Source organism: Vagococcus carniphilus (genome assembly GCF_014397115.1).
GTDB lineage: Bacteria > Bacillota > Bacilli > Lactobacillales > Vagococcaceae > Vagococcus > Vagococcus carniphilus.
Genome location: NZ_CP060720.1, coordinates 356,454 through 379,215 on the forward strand (window position 1 = coordinate 356,454; position 22,762 = coordinate 379,215).

At 32.8% G+C, this 22,762-nt stretch carries 27 protein-coding genes; 21 read left to right on the plus strand and 6 right to left on the minus strand.

The window, feature by feature from the left end; genetic code table 11:
- The first annotated feature begins 3 nt into the window (after positions 1 to 3).
- The 5 genes from rpe (at position 4) to H9L18_RS01865 (ending at position 3,251) form a co-directional block, all read left to right on the plus strand.
- A complete protein-coding gene (gene rpe, locus H9L18_RS01845; protein ID WP_126793485.1) occupies positions 4 to 657 on the plus strand; it encodes a ribulose-phosphate 3-epimerase in 654 nt (217 codons plus the stop codon).
- Positions 657 to 1,310: a thiamine diphosphokinase gene (locus tag H9L18_RS01850; RefSeq protein ID WP_126793487.1), complete on the plus strand. Its 654-nt coding sequence runs from the start codon at positions 657 to 659 to the stop codon at positions 1,308 to 1,310. The genes rpe and H9L18_RS01850 overlap by 1 nt, the downstream gene beginning before the upstream one ends.
- A 122-nt stretch (positions 1,311 to 1,432) precedes the next feature.
- Positions 1,433 to 1,846 carry a helix-turn-helix domain-containing protein gene (locus tag H9L18_RS01855; protein WP_126793489.1) on the plus strand — a complete coding sequence of 138 codons (414 nt, stop codon included), beginning with the start codon at positions 1,433 to 1,435 and terminating at the stop codon, positions 1,844 to 1,846.
- A gap of 54 nt (positions 1,847 to 1,900) precedes the next feature.
- Complete coding sequence (locus tag H9L18_RS01860; protein ID WP_126793491.1) at positions 1,901 to 2,314, plus strand: GNAT family N-acetyltransferase; 414 nt, start codon at positions 1,901 to 1,903, stop codon at positions 2,312 to 2,314.
- A 241-nt stretch (positions 2,315 to 2,555) separates the two neighbouring features.
- On the plus strand, positions 2,556 to 3,251 hold the full coding sequence (locus H9L18_RS01865) for a hypothetical protein (RefSeq protein ID WP_126793493.1): 696 nt from the start codon (positions 2,556 to 2,558) through the stop codon (positions 3,249 to 3,251).
- 63 nt (positions 3,252 to 3,314) lie between these two features.
- Here the strand turns inward: H9L18_RS01865 and H9L18_RS01870 are convergent, their stop codons facing one another.
- On the minus strand, positions 3,315 to 4,343 hold the full coding sequence (locus H9L18_RS01870) for a Gfo/Idh/MocA family protein (protein ID WP_126793495.1): 1,029 nt from the start codon (positions 4,341 to 4,343) through the stop codon (positions 3,315 to 3,317).
- A 300-nt stretch (positions 4,344 to 4,643) separates the two neighbouring features.
- Between H9L18_RS01870 and H9L18_RS01875 the strand changes: the two genes are divergently transcribed.
- The 8 genes from H9L18_RS01875 (at position 4,644) to H9L18_RS01910 (ending at position 12,374) form a co-directional block, all read left to right on the plus strand.
- Entirely contained in the window at positions 4,644 to 5,564 is a 921-nt protein-coding gene (locus tag H9L18_RS01875; RefSeq protein WP_126793497.1) for an AraC family transcriptional regulator, read from the plus strand.
- 101 nt (positions 5,565 to 5,665) lie between these two features.
- Complete coding sequence (locus tag H9L18_RS01880; RefSeq protein ID WP_126793499.1) at positions 5,666 to 6,943, plus strand: ABC transporter substrate-binding protein; 1,278 nt, start codon at positions 5,666 to 5,668, stop codon at positions 6,941 to 6,943.
- Positions 6,944 to 6,958: 15 nt separating this feature from the next.
- The gene (locus H9L18_RS01885) at positions 6,959 to 7,867 is read left to right on the plus strand and encodes a carbohydrate ABC transporter permease (protein ID WP_126793501.1); all 909 of its coding nucleotides are present in this window, start codon (positions 6,959 to 6,961) and stop codon (positions 7,865 to 7,867) included.
- Between the two features lie 13 nt (positions 7,868 to 7,880).
- Positions 7,881 to 8,708, plus strand: a complete 828-nt coding sequence (locus H9L18_RS01890; RefSeq protein ID WP_126793503.1) for a carbohydrate ABC transporter permease — start codon at positions 7,881 to 7,883, stop codon at positions 8,706 to 8,708.
- Between the two features lie 178 nt (positions 8,709 to 8,886).
- Positions 8,887 to 10,059, plus strand: coding sequence for a Gfo/Idh/MocA family protein (locus H9L18_RS01895; RefSeq protein ID WP_126793505.1), 1,173 nt, complete (start codon positions 8,887 to 8,889; stop codon positions 10,057 to 10,059).
- A 4-nt stretch (positions 10,060 to 10,063) separates the two neighbouring features.
- Positions 10,064 to 10,528 (plus strand): hypothetical protein, encoded by a 465-nt coding sequence (locus H9L18_RS01900; RefSeq protein ID WP_126793507.1) that lies wholly within the window; start codon positions 10,064 to 10,066, stop codon positions 10,526 to 10,528.
- Positions 10,528 to 11,514 (plus strand): Gfo/Idh/MocA family protein, encoded by a 987-nt coding sequence (locus H9L18_RS01905; protein ID WP_126793509.1) that lies wholly within the window; start codon positions 10,528 to 10,530, stop codon positions 11,512 to 11,514. The genes H9L18_RS01900 and H9L18_RS01905 overlap by 1 nt, the downstream gene beginning before the upstream one ends.
- Positions 11,514 to 12,374 (plus strand): sugar phosphate isomerase/epimerase family protein, encoded by an 861-nt coding sequence (locus tag H9L18_RS01910; protein ID WP_126793511.1) that lies wholly within the window; start codon positions 11,514 to 11,516, stop codon positions 12,372 to 12,374. Before H9L18_RS01905 ends, H9L18_RS01910 begins: the two co-directional genes overlap by 1 nt.
- Positions 12,375 to 12,445: 71 nt before the next feature.
- Here H9L18_RS01910 and H9L18_RS01915 read toward each other — a convergent pair whose 3' ends face one another.
- Positions 12,446 to 12,835, minus strand: a complete 390-nt coding sequence (locus tag H9L18_RS01915; protein ID WP_126793513.1) for a DUF3139 domain-containing protein — start codon at positions 12,833 to 12,835, stop codon at positions 12,446 to 12,448.
- 20 nt (positions 12,836 to 12,855) lie between these two features.
- Positions 12,856 to 13,188 carry an SdpI family protein gene (locus H9L18_RS01920; protein WP_126793515.1) on the minus strand — a complete coding sequence of 111 codons (333 nt, stop codon included), beginning with the start codon at positions 13,186 to 13,188 and terminating at the stop codon, positions 12,856 to 12,858.
- A 201-nt stretch (positions 13,189 to 13,389) separates the two neighbouring features.
- Here H9L18_RS01920 and H9L18_RS01925 point away from each other — a divergent pair, with 201 nt between their 5' ends.
- The gene (locus tag H9L18_RS01925) at positions 13,390 to 13,557 is read left to right on the plus strand and encodes a hypothetical protein (RefSeq protein WP_185847467.1); all 168 of its coding nucleotides are present in this window, start codon (positions 13,390 to 13,392) and stop codon (positions 13,555 to 13,557) included.
- A gap of 55 nt (positions 13,558 to 13,612) precedes the next feature.
- On the opposite strand, the gene H9L18_RS01930 is transcribed toward H9L18_RS01925, so the two are convergent.
- Positions 13,613 to 15,208 (minus strand): ATP-binding cassette domain-containing protein, encoded by a 1,596-nt coding sequence (locus tag H9L18_RS01930; protein ID WP_126793517.1) that lies wholly within the window; start codon positions 15,206 to 15,208, stop codon positions 13,613 to 13,615.
- 183 nt (positions 15,209 to 15,391) lie between these two features.
- Between H9L18_RS01930 and H9L18_RS01935 the strand changes: the two genes are divergently transcribed.
- On the plus strand, positions 15,392 to 15,592 hold the full coding sequence (locus tag H9L18_RS01935; protein ID WP_126793519.1) for a hypothetical protein: 201 nt from the start codon (positions 15,392 to 15,394) through the stop codon (positions 15,590 to 15,592).
- Between the two features lie 89 nt (positions 15,593 to 15,681).
- On the opposite strand, the gene H9L18_RS01940 is transcribed toward H9L18_RS01935, so the two are convergent.
- Positions 15,682 to 16,170 (minus strand): hypothetical protein, encoded by a 489-nt coding sequence (locus H9L18_RS01940; RefSeq protein ID WP_126793521.1) that lies wholly within the window; start codon positions 16,168 to 16,170, stop codon positions 15,682 to 15,684.
- Between the two features lie 82 nt (positions 16,171 to 16,252).
- Here H9L18_RS01940 and H9L18_RS01945 point away from each other — a divergent pair, with 82 nt between their 5' ends.
- Positions 16,253 to 16,609, plus strand: a complete 357-nt coding sequence (locus tag H9L18_RS01945; RefSeq protein WP_126793523.1) for a hypothetical protein — start codon at positions 16,253 to 16,255, stop codon at positions 16,607 to 16,609.
- A 50-nt stretch (positions 16,610 to 16,659) separates the two neighbouring features.
- On the opposite strand, the gene rpmB is transcribed toward H9L18_RS01945, so the two are convergent.
- Positions 16,660 to 16,848, minus strand: a complete 189-nt coding sequence (gene rpmB, locus H9L18_RS01950) for a 50S ribosomal protein L28 (RefSeq protein WP_126793526.1) — start codon at positions 16,846 to 16,848, stop codon at positions 16,660 to 16,662.
- Positions 16,849 to 17,063: 215 nt separating this feature from the next.
- Here rpmB and H9L18_RS01955 point away from each other — a divergent pair, with 215 nt between their 5' ends.
- The 5 genes from H9L18_RS01955 (at position 17,064) to acpP (ending at position 22,695) form a co-directional block, all read left to right on the plus strand.
- Positions 17,064 to 17,426, plus strand: a complete 363-nt coding sequence (locus H9L18_RS01955; protein ID WP_126793528.1) for an Asp23/Gls24 family envelope stress response protein — start codon at positions 17,064 to 17,066, stop codon at positions 17,424 to 17,426.
- Between the two features lie 43 nt (positions 17,427 to 17,469).
- Entirely contained in the window at positions 17,470 to 19,158 is a 1,689-nt protein-coding gene (locus tag H9L18_RS01960) for a DAK2 domain-containing protein (RefSeq protein WP_376765015.1), read from the plus strand.
- A gap of 100 nt (positions 19,159 to 19,258) precedes the next feature.
- Entirely contained in the window at positions 19,259 to 21,298 is a 2,040-nt protein-coding gene (gene recG, locus H9L18_RS01965) for an ATP-dependent DNA helicase RecG (RefSeq protein WP_126793532.1), read from the plus strand.
- A gap of 52 nt (positions 21,299 to 21,350) precedes the next feature.
- The gene (gene plsX, locus H9L18_RS01970; protein WP_126793534.1) at positions 21,351 to 22,361 is read left to right on the plus strand and encodes a phosphate acyltransferase PlsX; all 1,011 of its coding nucleotides are present in this window, start codon (positions 21,351 to 21,353) and stop codon (positions 22,359 to 22,361) included.
- A gap of 94 nt (positions 22,362 to 22,455) precedes the next feature.
- The gene (gene acpP / locus H9L18_RS01975) at positions 22,456 to 22,695 is read left to right on the plus strand and encodes an acyl carrier protein (protein ID WP_126793536.1); all 240 of its coding nucleotides are present in this window, start codon (positions 22,456 to 22,458) and stop codon (positions 22,693 to 22,695) included.
- Positions 22,696 to 22,762: the final 67 nt, after the last annotated feature.

Consider the following 22,762-nt stretch of genomic DNA (forward strand, 5'->3'; position numbering starts at 1 on the left):
GTTATGGTTAAAATAGCACCATCAATTTTAAGCGCAGATTTTGCAAATTTAGAAAGAGACATTAAATTAGTGGAAGAAAAAGGGGCAGACTATATTCATGTGGATGTAATGGACGGCCAATTTGTTCCTAATATTACCCTAGGAGCTAACATTGTATCAGCTATTCGTCCAGTAACTAAATTGCCATTAGACGTTCATTTGATGATTGTAGAACCAGAACGCTTTATTCCAGATTTTGCTAAAGCAGGCTCAGATATTATTACGGTTCATGCAGAAAGCACTGTTCATATTCATCGTGCGATGCAAATGATTAAAAATGAAGGTGTTAAAGCTGGCGTTGTCATTAACCCTGGAACACCGGTTTCTGTTATTGAGCATGTATTACCTTTAGCTGACTTAGTTTTAATTATGACAGTTAATCCAGGTTTTGGTGGACAAGCCTTTATTTCAGAATGTTTAGAAAAAGTAGAACAATTAGATGAGTTGAGAAAAGAAAAAGGCTATACCTATGAAATTGAAATTGACGGCGGTGTGGATAATAAAACAGCTAAAGCTTGTGTAGATGCTGGAGCAGATGTATTAGTTGCTGGTTCTTATGTGTATAATTCACCAGATGTTGGTGAAAGAATTGCGACATTAAGAGAAGTAACAAAATAATGATTAGAGATGTTGTGATTATCGGAGGAGGTCAACCTAGTGATTGGCCTTCTCTTGATTTTTATCAAAAAGAAAGTACAGCTTGGATTGGTGTTGACCGAGGCACACTGTATGGACTAAAAGCAGGACTACCTATTAAAGAAGCAGTTGGAGATTTTGATTCGTTGAATGAATCAGAATGGTTATGGGTGAAAGAAAGAGTAACCAATATCGAACGTTGTCGCGCCGAAAAAGATGATACAGATATGGAGTTAGGTGTTTTAGAAGCGATGTCTCATTATCCAGACGCTAATATTATTTTAATAGGTGCTACTGGTGGTAGATTAGACCATTATTTATCTAATTTATGGTTACCACTTCAGGAAAGATTTATGCCTGTAATAGAAAAAATAAGTATTGTTGATAAACTAAATAGTGTGACTTATTTTAAACCAGGAGAACATGTTATTCAAAAAGAAAATGATAAAACTTACCTGGCTTACATTTGCCTGACACCAGTTACGAAACTAAATTTATATGATGCAAAATACACATTAAAAGATGTCGATTTTTCTTATCCAAGATCTTTGTCCAGTAATGAATTTGTGGGAGAGACAAGTACGTTTTCTTTTGCTACAGGTGTGATGAGTGTGATTCAAACGAGAGATGAATAACAAATGAAATGTCTTTTTTTAATTAAAAATCATGTCAAAAATCTTTGACATTTCAGATATGACAAGGAATTTTGGCTGTTTTAATGAATGATATCATCTACGATTAAATAAAGGAGATTACCATGGATATTTCAACTAAGTTAAAAGATAAACGTAAACAAGTAGGGCTTACTCAAGAACAGATTGCTCAAAAATTACATGTTTCCAGACAAACTATTTCTAATTGGGAAACAGGAAAGAGCATCCCAGATATTTATAGTTTAGTAGAACTTAGTAATATTTATGATATTTCCTTAGATAATTTAATTAAGGAGGATGTCGTTATGATGAAAGAATTAAAAAAAGAAAACCAGGAAAAGAAAATTTTAAATAGTGGGATTATTATAAGTGGTGTAGGTATTATAATGATGTTATTTAGCATATTAATACCAAACAATCATATACAAAGTTTTTGTAATGGTTTTGGTGTAGGTTTGTTAATAACAGGAAGTACAGTACTAGTACTTGTAAAAATTTTGCGTAAACTTTATCAATAAAAGGATCAGTCTAATATTAGGCTGATTTTTTCTTATTAAAAGGAGAATGTAACTATGATAAGAGAAATGAATGAAATCGAAAACACGAAACAATTAACAGAGCTATTAACTGAATACGATCGAACTATTTTTAACTCAATAGATTATAAAGAAACCATTTTTTCTCTTGGTTTGTTTGAAGAAGATCATTATTCAGGTGGTATTTTAGGAAAAATGAGAGGGAATACACTTCATATTTCTTTACTCGCAGTTAGAGAAAGTTGTCGAAAAAAAGGATATGGTAAACAGTTAGTTACTGAAATGGAAAAAATAGCTAAACAGCATTATTGCGGATACTTAACTGTCAATACGCAAGACTATCAGGGATTAACATTTTATAAGCAACTAGGTTTTACCATATTTGGAGAATTAGAAGACTGTCCATTTGAAGGAACGACTAAGTATTATTTGAAGAAGAGGGTTGAATAAGAATCATGTGTAGTTTAATAGACATTTAAATCGTTATTTAATTATGATATAATCTTAAATGTAAAAGAAAGGGGTTTCAGTTATGAGAAAAATGTTGATATCAGCGGTTATGTTCATTTGTTTTTTTTGAGTTGGTAGCATTAATAGTTTAGCTGTAGAATTATCAAAAAAACCAGTACCGATAGAGTATTTTTCGATAAATGGTGAGGATACTACTCATAGTGTAGCTAAAGAAATTTTTATGAAAGAGAAAGAGCAATCGGATATTGAATTTTATAATAAATTTGGTTTAATTAGAAAGGATTCAGTAAAACAAGTAAAAAACTTACATCTTAATAATGGTAGAGAGTTACTTGCAGATGAAGTTGAAAATTTTGAGGCTTTAGAAAGTATATCTGGATGGGGATCTGATGTCTCAGGAGGGGTTGAAGGTTTAGATTCTCTTGAGAACTTAAAAATAATTAATTTTCAAGAGATACCTCTGTACAAACCAATTGATAGACTTGGTTTCTTATATGATTTAAAGGATTTAGAGCATTTAACTTTAAAATCTCGCAGTATTGACGCGAATTCTGGTATACGTGAAGATAGACAAGGATTGTTGAATTTGAGTCCTCTAGATAAGTTAGATAACTTAAAAAGTATCGATATTTTTATGCCAGGAAGATTTGCATCAATAAAATTATCAAAAAAAGATCCTTCTTTTAAATTAGTTGATCCTGTTATACTATCGAAACAATTTAAAGATGCTCCGATTAAATATAAAATTGGAACTAATGGTTTGGCAAATTTAGAACCTATTAAAGGAAATATTCTTGAGTGGAATAATATCCCTGAAAAAACATTTGCACTTAGCTTTTCTGCAGATGCTACTGGAGGAGAGGGAGCTTTTAATTATTTAACGTATCATTGGATTATTATACGATGGGTAGATTAATCAATTAAATAAAAAAACGCATGAAGTCTAAATAGATTTCATGCGTTTTCATATTTATATCGTTTATAAATTTACTTTTACACCATTTTGGTCTGCTGATTCTTGTTCTTTTTCTGCTAAGAAAATAGTATCGCGAGCACTTTCAGATGGAACGCGTTTATCAGCTTGTGTGTTGTTTAAAATACTTTCAGCAAAGTGTTTGATTTCATAATAATAGCCACTTTCTTTACTAATATCAGGTTCAAAACTCTTTTCACCGTGAGGGTAATCTTTGAAGACACCATTTTCTAAAATGATAGTTCCTTTTTCGAAGTTAACACGGAATCTCATTTCAAAACCATAATCGTCGTTATTAATTGTCCAATCGTCTTCAGCATGAATAACTTTTCCATCTGGATAGTAGTAGTTAGTTGAAACAATGTCATAGCCATTGCCTTCATTAATAACTTTACCACTAGTTGATACGGCTTCTGGTAAACCAAATAACCAGTTGATAGTGTCCACATCATGGATATGTTGATCTAGTAAACATCCACCAGATTTATCTTTTTGTAGCAACCAGTTTTCCCATGACCAAATAGGAGTTGTTCCGCCACGGAAGAAATAACCACCTACAACTTCACCGTAACGTTTAGATTCAATTGTTTCTTTCAAGTATAGATAACTTGGGAAGAAGCGTAGCGTTTGTCCAATCATTAATTGTTTGTCATATTCTTTTGAGGCATCAATCATTTTTTGTCCTTCGCTAGAAGAGATAGCCATTGGTTTTTCACAAAATACGTGAGCTCCTAATTTCATTGCTTCAACTGCCATAGTTGAATGAATGTAAGTTGGAAGGCATAAATCCACATAATCAAGTTCTTCAGTTTTGATCATTTCTTCCATTTCTTTATAGAAGTTATAGTTAGAAAAATCGACATTATCAATTCCAACAGGTAGATTTCCCTCTACTAACGCACCACCTTGTTTCTTATCATCAATGTCGCAAATTGCTACTAATTTAATAGGAAACCCTTCTTTTTCTAAACGAATATAATTTTGTAAATGCGCATTTCCCATAAAACCTAAGCCCACAAGACCTACTTTTAACATGTAAAAACCTCCTATATTTTATTTCTATCATCATAATAACAAGAAGCAAAGTGTTAATTATTTAGAATGAAAGACATAGAATTTATGAAAAAAGGCCAGCTATGATTAAATGTAAAAAAGACTTTTTTTTAAATGGGCTCCAAAATTTATATAAAAAGACCAACTAAGAAGAGAGCCCTATTCAAAAAAAAAAATTCAGGTAATAATGAATTCACCGAGAAGAAAAATTAAAACTTAGTGAAAAAAACTTGATATCAATGCTATGATTAAAACTAGTATAACTAGGGATGGTGGTAAAAAATGAAAAATAATCAACAAAAACCATTGGATAATCAGTTAAAAAGACCAGATATGTTAGTTGAAATAGAGAATATAATAACAGTCTATTACAACGAGTTTACTAAGAGCTATTACTTCGATGGAGAGAAACACGATTTTTGGGAATTAGTTTATGTCGATAAAGGAGAAGTTGAAGTGTCAGCTGATGGCATGAACTATCAATTATCTGAAGGAGATATCATTTTTCATCGTCCAAATGAATTCCATACAATTGGTGGAAATGGGATTGTTGCTTCTAATGTATTGGTGATTAGCTTTGTAAGTCATTCACCAGTGATGACATTTTTTGAAAAGAAAATTATGAAGTTAACAGAAAACGAACGAAAAATTTTAGGCTCATTTATTCGAGAATCAAAACGAGTTTTTGTGGATGATTTGGGTAGGCTTTATCAAGAGAGCAATCGATTGGCTTCACCGGTTATTGGAGCAGAGCAAATGATGTATCTTTATTTACAACAATTTTTAATTCAACTTATTCGAGTAGAGTTAGAACCAGTTAACTTTGAAAGGTCCACAGGTATGTTAAAGAAAACATTTAAAGACAGTACGATTAACAAGATTATTTTGTATCTACAAGAAAACATGAGTCAAACGGTTTTATTGGATGATATCTGTAATGAATTCTATCTAAGTAAAACTTACTTAAAGCGTTTCTTTAAGAATGAAACAGGTTATACCGTTATGACTTATCTTAAAGTGTTGAGAATGGAAGAAGCGAAAAAATTAATTCGGGAAGATAATTTAAGCTTTACTGAAATTGCCCAACAATTGGGATTTGATTCAGTTCATTACTTTTCAACAAGCTTTAAAAAATATGAAGGTCTTTCACCTAGCGATTACGAAAAATCAATAAAAGCGTATGAGGAAAAGATAAGTTCTTAATAGTTCTAAATAATGTAAACGCTAACTCTAGGTAACTAATATTTCTTTAGAACTAAAGAAATATTTTTTTAAATATATATATTTTGAGGGAGGAAGTATTAATGGTGGAAAAGCAGCAAAAAGGTAGAAAGAGAATTAAACTAGGTTTATTTGCAGCGGCATTAAGTATTTTATCACTTGCAGTTGTCGGTTGTGGTAATAAAGATGGTGGTAAAAAGAGCGAAGGTGGCAAATCGGAAATATCTTATGCTTTATGGGATAAAGAGCAAGCAGTCGTTTTTAAAGAAATTGCGAAGGATTTTGAAGAAGAAAATCCAGATATTAAGATAAAACTTGAAGTAACGCCTTGGGCTCAATACTGGACTAAGTTAGAAACTGCCATTACAGGAAAAAATGCACCTGATGTATTTTGGTTGAATATTCCAAAATCAACAGATTACATTGAGTCAGGTGTTGTGGAACCTTTAAATGACTATAAACTTGATACATCAGCGTTTCCTAAGCAATATATTGAGTCATATACACATGAAGGAAAATTATATGGTATTCCAAAAGACTTCGATACAAATGGATTATGGTATAACAAGAAAATTTTTGATGACGCTGGAGTAGCTTATCCAGATGATACATGGACTTGGGATACTTGGTTAGAAACAGCGAAAAAATTAACAGATGAAGATAAAGGCATCTATGGCATGGCAACACCTGTTACATGGCAAGGTGGTTATTACGAAACGATTTATCAAAATGAAGGGCAACCATTTACAAAAGATGGTAAAAAATCAGCCTTTGACCAGCCAGCAACGATTGAAGGCGTTGAATACTGGCATAAATTTAGTGAACAAGGTTCAGCAGTTCCTGTTGAAACAATGGCAAGCACAACACAATCAGAATTATTACAAGCTGGAAAAGTAGCAATGGCAGTTGATGGTTCTTACATGACTCCAGTTTTCTTTAAGGAAGATTATGGTTTGAAAAATATAGATGTAGCGCCACTTCCTAAAGGTAAAAAAAGAGCAACGACATCTAATGCTTTAGCAAATGTTATGTCAGCGCATTCAAAAAATAAAGAATCAGCAGCTAAATGGATTGATTACTTATCATCTGAAAAAGTAAACAAGAAAATTGCTGAGAGTGGAGTAGTAATTCCTGCTCGTGAAGGAACACAAGATGCGTGGATTAATTCATACAAAGATAAAAATATTAAAGTATTCGTTGATGCTGTTGAATATGCAGTTCCATTACCAAATAATAAAAACGGTATGTCAGCTATTGCAATTGAAACAGAAATCTTTAACGAAGCTTGGATGGGTAATAAAACAGTAAAAGAAGCTAGTGAAGAATACGCTAAAAAAGCGAACGAACTACTAAGCAAATAGTAAAGGGTGAGTAGGATGAAAACAGGTTCTATCAAAATTTTTGGTAAAAAATATGATAAAGAAGGTCTTTTCACCGCTATTCTATTTGTTTCACCTCTTTTGTTAGGAATTTTAATCTTCTATTTGATTCCCATGTTTCAAAATGTTTTTTATTCCTTTACACAGTGGAATCAGTTTGGTGGTTATACATTTATAGGCTTGGCAAATTTTAAAAAATTAATGTCTGATGGCACGGTGTTGTTGGCAACTAAAAATACGCTAACTTACGCAATTTTCACCGTGCCCATCGGTGTGGCTATTTCAATTGTGATAGCTGTTTTACTAAATAATAAAATTAAAGGTGTTAGTTTTTATCGAGTAATTTATTTTTTACCAGCCGTTACAATGACCTCTGCTGTTGCGATGATTTGGAAATGGATGTTCAATGCAGAGTACGGCATTATCAATCAACTACTTTTAAAAATCGGAATTGCTGGACCAAATTGGTTAACAGATAGTAAATGGGCAATGATTTCCTTAGTAGTAGTTGGTGTATGGGCTTCACTAGGTACGTCAATTGTTCTATATTTGGCAGGATTACAAGGGGTACCGAGAAGTTTTTATGAAGCAGCTGATATGGACGGAGCAAGTCCGATTCGAAAATTTTTCTCCATTACCTTACCTCTTTTAACTCCGACGATTTTCTTTAACATGATTACATCACTTATCTCAGCATTACAAGTGTATGATTTAATCTTTTTGATGTATTCAGAGACAAATCCAGCGTTAAAAAATGTACAATCTCTATCATATCTCTTTTATCGAAATGCCTTTGTGTTTAACGATAAAGGATACGCAGCAGCAATTTCAGTCTTGTTATTATTAATTACATTACTGATCACAGTTGTTAACTTTAGATTACAAAAGAAATGGGTTCATTATTAAAAGGAGAAATCAAATGAAAAACTTAAAGAGTGGCAAAAAAATAGTCGTCCATCTGTTATTAATTTTAGGTTCTTTTTTAATGGTTTTTCCCTTTGTATGGATGGTTCTAACAGCATTAAAAACAAACACCGAGGCAATTGCTGTTCCTCCAACGTTTTTTGCGGAAGTTCCTCAGTGGGCTAACTTTACAAAGATATTTACAGAACTTAATTTTGGACAATTTTATTTAAATACATTTATTTCAACAGCAGTCATTACTGTAGGACAAGTATTCTTTTGTTCGATGGCAGCTTATGCATTTGCAAGGTTAGAGTTTCCTTTTAAAAATGCTTTATTTATTATTTTACTTTCAGTATTAATGGTACCAGGACAAATTTTTTTAATTCCTCAGTACATAATCGTTCAAAAGTTAGGTTTACTTGATTCAATACCTGCTCTTTTCTTACCAGGATTATTTTCAGCTTTTGGGACATTTTTACTAAGACAATTCTTTTTAACAATCCCAAAAGAGATAGAAGAAGCAGCTATTATCGATGGATGTTCTCGTATTAAAATCTTCTTCACGATTATTGTGCCATTATCACGTTCGGCGCTGATTTCGTTATCGATATTCTCGTTATTATACGGATGGAATTCTTTACTTTGGCCGTTAATTATTAATACATCGACTGAAAAAATGACACTCTCAGCAGGTTTAGCCTCATTGAGTGGTCAACATTCAACGGATTATCCGTTAATGATGGCAGGTTCATTTTTAGCCGTTATTCCATTAATTATTTTATTTTTAATTTTCCAAAAGCAATTCATCGAAGGGATTGCTTTGAGTGGTTCAAAAAGCTAATAACAAAAAAGAGGGAACCATTTTCTGGCTTCCTCTTTTCTTGTTAGTAATTCTTTTAAAAACTTATAATCAGAGACATACTTTTTATACAAAAAGCTTTAATCCTTTTAAATAGGTATTCATTTACTCGTAATATTAGGATAATAAAGGAGACTAAGAAAGAAGAGAGGGAGAAGAGATGACAATAAAATTTGGTGTGATTGGATTAGGAAATCGGGGTAGTAAGTTCGCTATTCATTCCTTGATACCTCATCCAGAAATTGAGGTTGTTATGGTGAGTGATGTGACTGGTAATCATTTTGATATGTTTGAAGAAAGAAATATACCTCAAACTAAGGATTACCATGAATTACTTAAAAATCCTGAAGTAGAGGCTATATTTATTGCAACACCAGACGGAACTCATGGAGAGATTGTACTTGAAGCAATTAAATATCAAAAACATATTATTTGTGAGAAACCACTAGAAATCACGGAAGAAAAAGTGAGAGAGTTAGAAATTGCTTTAGTAAACTATGAAAAAGTGTTTTTAGTAGGTTACGTCTTAAGATACGCACCACTTTATGCTAAGGCAAAAGAATTATTGAAGTCAGGTATTATCGGTGATATTTACTTAGCTAATGGTATTGATCATATTCATTATGGTGGTTATGCTTTTTTCCACGACTGGCATCGAACAAAAGAAAAATCTCAAAGTTTGTTATTACAAAAATCATCTCACAGTTTAGATATATTAAATTGGATGATTGATTCTGAACCAATTCAAGTAGCTGGTTTAGGCGGCTTAGATGTGTTTGGAGCAAAAGGAGCTATTAAGAAATTTGGCAAACCATTAGATGCTCCACTCAACTGCAAGACATGCCCAATTCAGTTTGAATGTGAGGAAAGTATTATCAATATTAATCGACATAAACAAGTAAACTGGCAAGATGATTGGCCAGATAACTGTGTATTTGATTCAGAAATAGACGTGCAAGATAATCAAGCGCTACTAGTGAATTATCAAAATAATGTAAAACTAACCTACTCTATTTGCCAATTCAGTGCTTATTATCGTAGAGAGTTTCAGTTCTTTGGCCATAAGGGAGAGCTTTATTTTGATGATGAGCGTAATCAAATTATTGTGAACGACCGCTTAAAACGAGAAGAGATGGTTTACACCGTTGTGGATAATGGCGGACATGGTGGTGGAGATGATGAGATGATTCAAGAGTTTCTTTACTGTGTCGAAGGAGAAATGACGCCACGTTCTGATTTAAGAAGTAGTGCATCAGTGACTAGATTAGTTTTATCAGCTCAAGAAGCAATTGATACCAATCAAATAGTTAAGATTCAAAAAGGAGAGGGGTAAGTTAATGAAATTAGAAGACAAAGCCTGTGTTGATTTAGTAAAAGAAAAAAAGCTAGGAAAAGTAAGTTTTGTCAGATATTCCTTATCATTAAATAAACAACATGATGGCAAATTAGATATGATTTTAAGTGAACTTTATACATGGTTTGAAGAAATGGGAATGAAGGAAGTTAAAGAGTTATCTGTTAGTTTAGGAAAAGGAAGACAAGTTTTATTAGTAACGGGTCAATTTGAAGGAGCTATTCTATTTAATATTTTTATTAATCTAACTCAAACAACAGATGGATTTGTTAAAAAATTAGAAGTAGCCGGAACAGACGGATTATATGTTTTTAATTCTGAAAGTGAAGAAGCCTTTGTTTCTAGCTGTATTCCAAAAAAAGACTATGAGTTTGAAGAGGTAACAGCTAAAAGTCAAACGTGGCGTGAATCAATTCTTTCACAAGTTGTAAAAGGAGGGAATAGCTAATGAAGGTAGGGATTATTGGATGTGCTCACATGCATGTTGAAAGCTACATTCGATGCATGAGAGAACTCGATATTGAAATAATAGGAGTTTATGATCATAACGAGGAAGGCTCAGAAGGAGTTTCTAATAGACATGGCATTCCTAAACAAGAAAGTTTAGAAGCTTTATTTGAAACAGGTTGTGACACGGTTGTGATTTGTTCAGAAAATAAATATCACTGTGAATATACTGTTGCAGCAGCAGAACATAAGTGTCATGTAATTGTTGAAAAACCAATGGCTCTCTCTGTTTCAGAAGCAGATGTGATGATTGATGTCACAAACAAAAATCAAGTAAAATTACTGGTTTGTCATCCAGTACGTTTTGCTCCAACTATGCAAGAATTAAAAGCAGCGGTTCTTTCGGGTGAACTGGGAGAAATATATGCTATTAATGCAAGTAATCACGGTAAAGTACCAGGTGGTTGGTTTGTTAAAAAAGAATTATCTGGAGGTGGTGCGATTGTTGATCATACCATTCATATTGCAGATTTAGTTTATTGGTTATTTGATGTTGAAATTGATAGTGTTTGGGCTCAAGGATTAACAGCAGTTAGTGATATTGAAACTGAGGACACAGGCTTATTACATGTTCGCTTCAAATCAGGGGAACTTTTAAGTTTAGATACATCTTGGAATCGCCCAGGAAACTATCCTGTTTGGGGAGACGCTATGTTAGAAATTATTTCTGAAAAAGGACGAACCGTAGTAGATGGTTTTGGAAGAAAAGCAGAACTATTTTTAGAAGGTGATAAAGCCAATCAATGGGTTTTCTATGAAACAGATATGGACATGGCTATGTTTGAAAACTTTAAAGAAGTAATTGAATTAGATAAACCATCACCTGTAGATGGAAATGCCGGGAAGTTTACTATTGAGATGTTTGAGATGGCCTATCAATCCATTGAAGCTAGTGAACGTGTTACAAGAAAGGAAGTTGTAGAATAATGAAAATAGGTGTTAATAGTTGGTCTTTACCAAATAATTTAACAGTAGAAGAAACGTTTCAATTAGCTAAAGAAGCAGGTTTTGAAACGATTGAATTTAATATGGCAGAAGAAGTGAAAGTAGAAAGTATTGTATCTGATCTAGGGTTGGAAGATACGGTACATTTAACACTTAATATGAGAGAAGATGAGCTTTTAAAAATAAAGCAATTATCAGAAAAATATGACTTACCTATTAGTAGTATAGCAACTGCTCTTCATTGGAAATATCCATTAAATGATCCTGACCCAACAGTAAGAGAACAAGGAAAAGAAGTAGCTAGACGCATGATTGATGCTTGTTATATCTTAGGTGGAGATACTGTTTTAATCGTTCCAGGTGTGGTAAATGAAGAACGACCTTATGATACATGTTATGAGCTAGCAAAAGAAGCTTTTATCGAACTAGCGCCTTACGCTGAGGAGAAAGGGATTTATTTAGGCGTAGAAAATGTCTGGAATAAATTTTTATATAGTCCACTTGAGATGCGTCAATTTATTGATGAGATAAATCATCCCTATGTTAAAGTTTACTTTGATGCAGGAAATGTTTTACAGTTTGGCTTCCCAGATCAATGGGTACGCATATTGGGAGAACGTATTGCTAAAGTACATGTGAAAGACTTTAATACAGCAGTAGGCAATATTAACGGCTTTACAACCCTTTTAGCAGGTAGTTTAAATTGGCCTAGACTTATGGAGTCATTAAAAGAAATAGGCTACACAGGCCCAATTACAGCTGAATTATCACCATATGCTTATGAAGGGGATCAATTAGCAAGAGATACAGCTAAAGCGATTAAACGGTTGGTAAATATGTAAAAAAATCCACGAACTAACTACGTTTAAGTAGTAGTTTGTGGATTTTTTTTGAGTGAATTGTACAAATTGGTTTATTTATTAATTGCATCAATTAATGGACGAGCAGAGGTACTATCCAAATCTACAACTGCTCCTTCAATGTAGGCAGAACTAAAAAAATCATTTGGGTATATTTTTTGTGTTACATAAGATTTAATGGAAAAATTTGGCAAAACATAAGCAAAAATAATGTAGGAATCATCGTTAGTATTTTTTAAATAAACATTGTATTCATAACGATTTCCTTTTGAAAAGTAAATTAATTCAGTTTTTCTTATCTTATTTTTAGGAATTTCTTTTTTTATGGCATAAGAATAGAATTCTTTTTCTAGTCTATATTCGTAAGTTTTTTTGGTAATAAAAAAGATAAATAGGAAAGAAAGCACAGTTAATATTAAAATATTTCTGATTTTCTTTTTCATAGCGGATTCTCCTATATTTATTATTCTAAGTTAGAGTCAACAGAATATTTTAAATAAATGCAACAGATAAAAAAGATTAAGCATTCTAAAAGTAATAACCAAATAATACCCGTTCTCGAAAAGAAAAAAACAATAATTTCTGATAGGCAAATGACAGAACCGATAAATAGTAAAAATGTAGAAATAGTTTTAAAGAAATGCCCCAATAAAAGTTGTGCTTGATCCCAATTTTCTTTAGAAGACATAGATTTTTTTGTTCTAAATCCTTCAAATTTATTAATTTTTTTAGGAGGTTCTGACAAGTAAGTCTTTGAAAAGTGTAAAAATAGAAAAGAAAAAATGAGTAGTAGCATCAATCTCTCCTCCTTGTGCTAGTTAAATAATTATAGCATGATAAAACATATTTGTTTAACTAGTTGTGTTTTATGTTATTTTATGCGCATTTACGAATGAAAAGGTATATAATTAACAGGGTAGTGTATAGGATAAACTTTTTAACAGATAGTAGTTGTTGGTATAAGAAAAAATTGAGTGAATATGAAGGAGATTTTTTTATGAAAAAAGAAGATTGGTTAAATTCTGGTTTTTATTTTGTACTTGTTGTGGTAATACTCTTTTTTTTAGATTTTACATCTAATCGATTAATTCAGTTTGGTATAGCGCTTATTGGTGCAATCGTTGGAAATCTGATTCATAAGAAATTTATAAAACCTAAATTATAAATAATAAAAAACTAAGAACAGCTTTCGGATTTTGAAAGCCTTTCTTAGTTTTTATTTATTCTGATAAATTGAGTATGCCGTCTAATTTTTCTTTGATTAAAGGCGTTAAGTTGTGATTCACCATGATGACAGTAATATCGTCCATACTTAAAATTAGATTTTCAATTTCATAAGCCGTCTCTTTATCTAAACTAGATGTACTTTCGTCTAGTAAAATAATTTTTTTGTTTCTGATAAGTCCTCTTGCTAAAGCTATCCGTTGTCTCTGTCCACCAGAAACATTGTTGCCAGATTCTTTTAAGCTAAAATCTAAATTATTAGCAAATTGGCTCAATTGAACTTGTTTTAATACTTCTTTTATTTCCTCATCGTCAAAGCAATCACCTAAAACGATATTTTCACGAATAGAACCTTCTAGTATATAAGGATTTTGGTCAATGTATAAAATAAAATCTAAAACGCTATCCTTAGAAATAGTATTCAATTCAATATCATTTAAAACAATGCTTCCTTCATAATCCGAGAGATTATTATTTAGGATATTTAGTAAAGTTGATTTTCCTGAACCGCTTTTACCAATGACAGCGTATTTTCCATTTGGTTGAAAATGATAGTTAATATTTCTGAATAAAAAATTCTTTTTATCGTATGAATAACCTGTATTTTTAAGGATAATTCCGGAGCCAATCTTATCAATAGGATAATTTTCGTGGTCCGCATCATTAACAGAGAATATAAAATTATTAATATTTTCAAATAAAGGAGCAACACTTTGAATACTAGAAATATTTTGACTAGAAGAACCAACAAGATTAAAAATTTTTGCTGATAGATTAGAGACCGTCCAGATGATTCCTATAGGAATTATCTGGCGAAAAGCTAAATAGCCGGACATAGAAAAAGCAGTAATTTGACCAACGATATTACTTACTCCACCTAAAACAGCAACGAGAGCAACCAAATGATATTGTGAATTTTTCTTGTTTGCTAAAATTAGAAATTCTTTCTTTATTTTTTCTACAAAGTAGGGTGAATTCTTAAAATTATAGAAAGTACTATAACCAGATAGTAATTGAGTCGTGGTTGAAGTACACACTTCATTTTGACTCGTCACGCTAAGAGTTGCCTTTTTCAATTTTTTATTTAATAGCCTAGGTAGCTGAATTAAAAAGATGCTTTCAACCAATACTAGTAAAAACAGCGACCAGTGAATTAAAAAGAGAGTTACTAACGAGAAAATCAATGTAATAACACCTGCAAATAATTCATAGAATTTTTCAAAGGCAATCTGTTCAATCTGGTTTGTATCATTAATAAGGCGTGAGGTATAACTACCAATAGTTTGCTTTTTAAATTCTAAGGGAGACATTTTAGCGATCCTATTAATAATTTGATATCTAAGGTAGTTTGACATTTTCTGGATTGTTTTATTAATATATTTTATTTGGAAATAAAGGAAGAAAAGTAAAAAAATATTAGCAACGATTAATAGGAATGTGTAATTTAGAAATTGGTTCCAATCAAATTTTATCAAAGCATCGAGTATGGAAGAGAGCATAAGAGTACTGACAATTGAACTGATAGATACTAACGAAATAAAAAATAAGACACACAAATTATCTTTCCAGTGGATGAGAATTATTTTTTTCATTTTTTTATCTCCTTAATAATAAATAATCAACTTCTATTTTATTTATCCAATATTTATATCTATTGTGAACTTGTTAACTTGAAATGTAAACTACAAGTACAAGATATGGTAAGTGAGAAGTTAAGATTACGATAAGTTAATTTACACATGATATAATAAAGGAAAAGCAATGGAGGGATTTTTATGTCAGAGAAAAAACTACTAAAGTCAGAAAAAATCCGTATTAAAAATGATAAGTTGCGAGCAAAAGGGAAAGATCCTTTAAAGGGGTCAAAAGCAATAGCCAATAATGGCATTAGTTCTAGTGCGATGGCAGGTTCTTCTGGAACTAACCCTGCAAATTTAGAACGTAAAGGAACTAAGGCGTTAAATGAACAAGACTAGTTACTTAGTTGGGTGATTTAGTTAATTAATATAAATAAAAAGCAAAATCTTAACTTAATAGGATTCTGCTTTTTTATCTAAAGATACATTTATTTAGTATAAACCAATTCATATTCAGTGCCTAAATCATCTATTAGTCGATTGTCGTTTGAGTCTGACATTTGGAATTCTTTGTTGATATCATTTCCTTTGATAAGAACTTTCTTATCTTTCTTTTCTATTGAAAAAGTGACATTTTTAAGTGATTTGACAAACTTATTATCAAATTCTTTTTTAGTTAATTTTGCCTTAGGAAATTCTTTATTAATCTGCTTGATCTCGTTGTTGATTTTAGCGTCATACTCAGTATCTGAGGGAGATTTATTAGGATTTAAAAAAGGCGAGAATGAGAGAGAGACATCCAAGTTACCATCTTCAAAAACATAGTAGCCATTTTCTTGTAAACTGTCACCACTTTTAACGATTTGGTTAATTTGAGCTGTTTTTACATTACTTTTGTTCGTTGAACATCCGGCAATGGCTAGAAGTAGGACTGTCAGAGGTAAAACTAATTTAAAAAATTTTTTTAGTATTTTCATTTCAATCACTCCTCTTTTTTTTATTATACCATGTAAGTAGCTTATTATTTTATGATATGATATCTCTAAGGGGTTGATATAAATGAAAAAATCGAATTATCTCTATATTTTATATGGTGTATGGATTGCTATGTTTTTTGTTTTAACTTTTTTCTCTTCAAAAAATTATAGTTTGTTTTTTTTATATGCTGTCATCATGTTTCCAACGAGTCAGTATGTCATGAAAAAAAGAAAAGCAGAGATAAACCAAATGTGGGGATTGGTAGAAGAATTAGATATGCCCATTCAGACACTAAGTCAAATTTCTGGGATAGGTGTATTGGATTTAAAAGCAACTAAATTTAAAGATAATGGGGCATATTTTCCTAGTCAAAAACAAGTTAAACAAACAATTGAACAGTTAAAACAAATAAAAAACTCAACGGCTGAAAATCAATAATTGATTTTGTCGTTGAGTTTATTTATTTAATCTCTATGTCTCAAAAATTATTAAACGCGTTCAACTTTTCCTGATTTCAAAGCACGAGCAGAAACCCAAACTTTTTTAGGCTTACCGTCAACTAAGATACGGACTTTTTGTAGGTTTGCACCCCAAGTACGTTTAGAAGCGTTCATTGCGTGAGAGCGAGTGTTACCAGATCTAGCTTTTCGCCCAGTTATATAACATTCTTTTGCCATGATATTCCCTCCTTTGCTTTGAATATATCATTTGTACAATAATCACACTAGAATAATTTATCATAATTCTGTCGTTTATGCAATAAGAATTTTATTAGATTTTCAATTGGAATGAAAAAAAGCTGACGATATATGATTTTTTCTTTAACATTATTGTAGATTGTGATAAACTGAGGGATGATAATGGGAATTACTGACTATAGGGAGGTAGCAAAATGGCTGTAAAAATTAAAACACAGACTGGTACCATTGAAATTTCTAATGATGTTATCGCTACTGTTGTGGGTGGAGCTGCAACAGATATCTATGGTATCGTTGGAATGGCAAGCAAAAATCAAATTAAAGATAATGTAAATGATATTTTAGGAAAAGAAAACTACTCACGTGGTGTTGTCGTACGTCAAGAAGAAAATGGCGTAGCGGTAGATGTTTATATCATGGTGAGCTATGGAACAAAAATTTCTGAAGTTAGTCGTAACGTGCAAGAAAAAGTGAAATACAATCTTGAAACAATGCTCGGGGTTGTCGCAAATTCTGTTAATATTTTTATCCAAGGTGTCAGAGTACAACCTGAATAAAATGTGATTGCACAGCATATGATGATATATGTTTTTGAATGAAATGAGGAGGAACATTTTAGTGGAAGTGAAAGCAATCAACGGAGGACAATTTCAAGCAATGGTTCAAGCAGGTGCCAATCGTTTGAATCAAAATGCCGAATTTGTCAATTCTTTAAATGTTTTCCCTGTACCTGATGGGGATACAGGAACAAATATGGATTTATCAATGACAAGTGGTGCAAAAGCTGTAAGAGATGCAACGAGTGAACATGTTGGAGAACTTGCAGGTATTTTATCTAAAGGTCTATTAATGGGCGCTAGAGGGAACTCAGGCGTTATCTTGTCTCAATTATTCCGTGGTTTCTCAAAAGAAATCGTGACTGAGGAAGAACTAACTGCCCAAGGATTGGCAGATGCCTTCAAAAATGGAGTAGAAACTGCCTATAAAGCAGTAATGAAACCTGTTGAAGGAACTATTTTAACTGTTTCTCGTGGAGCTGCTATTGCGGCTGAGAAAAAAGCTAAAAACTCAGATGACTGTATTGAAGTAATGGAAGCAGCTTTAAAGGGTGCTAAAAAAGCATTAGCCAAAACACCTGATATGCTACCAGTCTTAAAAGAAGTTGGCGTAGTGGATAGTGGTGGTCAAGGATTAGTCTTTGTTTATGAAGGTTTCTTTGAATCATTATCAGGTAAAGTAGTTGAAAGTGATTTACATCAACCAACACCAGGACAAATGGATGCAATGGTGAATGCTGAGCATCATAGAAGTGTTTCAGGAGCTGTTGCTACAGAAGATATCAAATTCGGTTACTGTACTGAAATTATGGTTCGTATTGGCGAAGGTCCAACAGTTGATAGTGAATTTGACTATGATACATTCAGAAATTATTTAAATGAATTAGGTGATTCATTATTAGTCGTTGCTGATGATGAAATTATTAAAGTTCATGTGCATACAGAACAACCAGGTGAAGTCATGAATTATGGCCAAAAATTTGGTTCATTAATTAAGATTAAAGTGGACAACATGCGTGTTCAACACGAAACAATCTTAGAACATGAAAGTGCTCCTGAAAAACCAAAAGAAAGAGTACCTTATGGTATTATTTCTGTTGCAGCTGGTAGTGGTGTTCAAGAGTTATTCCGTAGTATGGGAGCTAATTACATTATTAGCGGTGGTCAAACAATGAACCCAAGTACAGAGGATATCTTGAAAGCAATTGACGCAGTTCATGCTGAAAAAGTAATCATCTTACCAAACAACAAAAATATCTTTATGGCAGCTGACCAAGCAGCTGAAGTAAGTGAAATTCCAGCGATTGTGGTACCATCTAAAACAATTTCTCAAGGAATGACAGCTTTATTAGGCTTTAACGACCAAGTATCTCTTGAAGAGAATGAATCAGCTATGAGAGATATGTTAGAAGATGTGGTTAGTGGACAAGTAACAACAGCTGTTCGTGATACATCAATCGACGGCGTTGAAATCACTAAAGATGACTTCATCGGTATGATCGAAGGCAAAATTGTTGTTTCCAATCCAGACCGCTTGGAAGCGTCACTTGAAACGCTAAAAGGAATGTTACAAGATGATTCTGAAATCGTGACAATCATTATTGGTGAAGATGGTGAACAAGAAGAAGCTGAACGCTTAGAAGAAGCTTTAATGGCAATTGATGGAGAATTAGAAGTTGAAATTCACCAAGGAGATCAACCGGTATATCCATATCTTTTTGCCGCTGAATAAATAAAATAAGGATAAGTCTATTGAATGACGTTGTCTTATTATGAAAAAGAGGCTACCAGTAAATGGTTCAGCCTCTTTTTTCTCATAAAGGAGGGTGCTTGTGAATCAATTAAGTAGTCCAATTAATCAGATAAAAGGTGTTGGACCAAAAAGAGCAGAAACACTAGAATCTTTAGGAATTCATACGATTTATGATTTGTTGACCTATTATCCTTTTAGATACGATGACATCCAAGAAAAAACGTTGGATGAAATTCAAGACCAAGAAAAAGTTGTACTAAAAGGGACAGTACTAGCTGAGCCGGTTGTTAATTACTACGGATTTAAGAAAAGTAGATTGATTTTTCGTATGATGACCGAACAAGCAGTAATTAATGTGACGTTTTTTAATCAGCCTTTTTTAAAATCTAAAATTCATGCATCAGAAGAAATCGCCATTTATGGTAAATGGGATGGTAAAAGAAAAGCTCTAACAGGAATGAAAATTTTAGCTACGCAAGATGAAGAGGAGGACTTTTCTCCCATCTATCACGTTAATAAGAAAATTAAACAAAAAACGTTAGTGGATTTAATTAGAAGCTCTTGGGATCTATATGGTAATGATATGGAGGAAAATCTTCCAACTTGGTTGTTAGAAAAATATCGTCTCATGCCTAAAAAACAAGCTTCTTATGCGATGCATTTTCCTGATAGTGTGGAAGAAAATCGTTTGGCAAGAAGACGTTTAGCTTTTGAAGAGTTTTTCTTATTTCAAGTGAAAATGATTCAGCTGAAAAATCAAGAGACAAGAAAAGAGTTAGGAAAATCTATTTTATACGATGTGGATAAACTAAAAGCTTTTATCCAGACCCTTCCTTTTGAGTTAACGACGGCTCAAAAAAGAGTAGTGAATGAAATTTGTGCCGATTTAAGAAATGAAGCTCATATGCACAGGCTACTTCAGGGGGATGTAGGAAGTGGCAAGACGATTGTTGCAGCGATTGCACTATATGCAGTTGTTAGTGTAGGGTATCAAGGTGCATTGATGGTACCAACAGAAATTCTAGCAGAACAGCACATGGAGAGTTTACTAAGTCTGTTTGATCCAGAAGAAGTGAAGCTAGCTCTCTTAACAAGTTCTACTAAACAAGCTAAAAGAAGAGAAATTCTGGCTGATTTGGCATCAGGTGAGCTAGATATTCTAATTGGAACTCACTCACTTATTCAAGAAGAGGTTCAATTTAGCAATTTAGGTTTAGTAATTACTGATGAGCAGCATCGATTTGGTGTGAATCAACGGAAATTATTAAGAGAAAAAGGGGATAACCCTGATGTTCTTTTCATGACGGCAACACCAATTCCGAGAACTTTAGCAATTACGGCTTATGGTGAAATGGATGTGTCTGTTATTGATGAACTACCAGCTGGGAGAATTCCGATAGAAACAAGATGGATTTTACCTAAACAAATCGATTCTGTTTTAACGTGGATGACAAGTCAATTAAAAGCTGGACAACAAGCTTACGTGATTTGTCCTTTGATAGAAGAGTCAGAAATGTTAGATGTCAAAAATGCAACGGAAATCTATGAGCATTTACAACAGTTTTTTGAGCCGAATTTTAAAGTAGGGTTACTTCACGGAAAAATGAAAGCCCAAGAAAAAGAAACAATTATGGATGATTTTAAAGAAAATAAAACTCAAATATTAGTTTCTACAACTGTTATTGAAGTCGGAGTAAATGTTCCGAATGCGTCAATGATGATGATTATGGATGCAGACCGATTTGGTTTAGCTCAGCTTCATCAGTTAAGAGGGCGCGTTGGGCGAGGAAGCATTGCGTCCTATTGTATCTTGGTTGCAAGTCCTAAGAGTGATCAAGGGAAAGAGCGAATGAAGATTATGACTGAAACAACAGATGGCTTTGTTTTAAGTGAAAAGGATTTAGAGATGAGAGGACCAGGGGATTTCTTTGGTGCAAAACAATCAGGTATCCCAGAATTTAAAGTGGGGGACATGGTAGCTGATGCGCCGATTTTAGAAACAGCTAGATTAGAGGCAATTACTTTATGGAATCAAGAAGATTGGTCACTTCAACCAGAGAACCAAATTCTTGTTAAGAGTTTGAAAGAAAGAGAAAAAGAATCAGAGTTCTTAGATTAATGAGTCTATGGTAAAATAGAAAATAGTTTAAAAGAAGAAATGAGGGAGCCAAGTGAAAATAGCAGTTGACGCTATGGGAGGAGACAATGCCCCACAAGCGATTATTGAAGGAGTAAACTTAGCTAAAAAAGATTTTCCAGAAATTGAATTTCTATTATATGGAAAAGAAGAAGAAATAAAAAAATATTTAACAGATGAAACGAATATTACCATTATCCATACAGATGAAAAGATTGAAAGTGATGATGAGCCAGTTAAATCGATTCGTAAGAAAAAACAAGCATCTATGGTACTAGCAGCTCAAGCGGTAAAAAATGGTGAAGCAGATGCTATTTTTTCAGCTGGTAACACAGGAGCACTACTAGCAGCTGGTCTTTTTGTTGTGGGACGAATCAAAAATGTTGAACGTCCAGGACTTATGACAACTATGCCTGTTTTTACAGGTGAAAAAGATGCTGGTTTTGATTTCATTGATATGGGAGCCAATGCAGACAATAAGCCAGAGCATTTATTGACGTATGGTATATTAGGTTCTTTTTACGCGAAAAAAGTTCGTCACATCGATAACCCAAGAGTGGGGCTACTTAATAACGGAACAGAAGAAACAAAAGGTAGCGAGTTAACAAAAGCAGCTTATGAATTACTTGCTCAAGAAGAAAGTATTAATTTTGTGGGAAATGTTGAAGCCAGAGATATATTCTCAGGGGTTGCTGACGTTGTCGTGACAGATGGCTTTACTGGAAATGCGGTATTAAAATCTGTTGAAGGAACAGCTCTTTCTTTAATGTCTATTTTAAAAACGTCTATTACAGATGGTGGCTTAAAGAGTAAGATGGGAGCATTAATGCTAAAAGACAGCTTAAAAGGAATGAAAAGTACCCTTGATTATTCAAGTCATGGTGGTGCCGTTTTATTTGGCGTGAAGGCTCCAGTGGTTAAGACTCATGGCTCAACAGGGCCAGAAGCTGTTAGAAATACGATTAGCCAAATAAAAACAATGCTAGAAACGAATTTAGTAGGCGAATTGCAAGAATTCTTTGAAACACCTAAAATAAAAGAGTAATATTTAAAAGGATAGACAAATACTTTCTTTACAAGTAAAATTGTAGGTAAGATGATTGTGAACGCATTATAAGGTGAACGGAGGTGCAATTAATTTGAGTCGTGAAGAAGTTTTTGGAAAAATAAAAAATATCGTAATTGAACATTTTGAAATTGATGAAGATAAAATTACTGAGGCAATCAGTATTAAAGATGATTTAGAAGCGGATTCTATCAGTATTATGGAATTTGTTTTAGAATTAGAAGATGTGTTTGAAGCAGAAATATCTGATGAAGATGCAGAAAAAATTGAAACTATTGGGGCAGCTGTGGATTATATTATGGCTAACCAATAACATGAAGAAGATAACTACGAGATGATTTTGTCCGAGTTATCTTTTTTTATTTATTTAAAAGGTATAA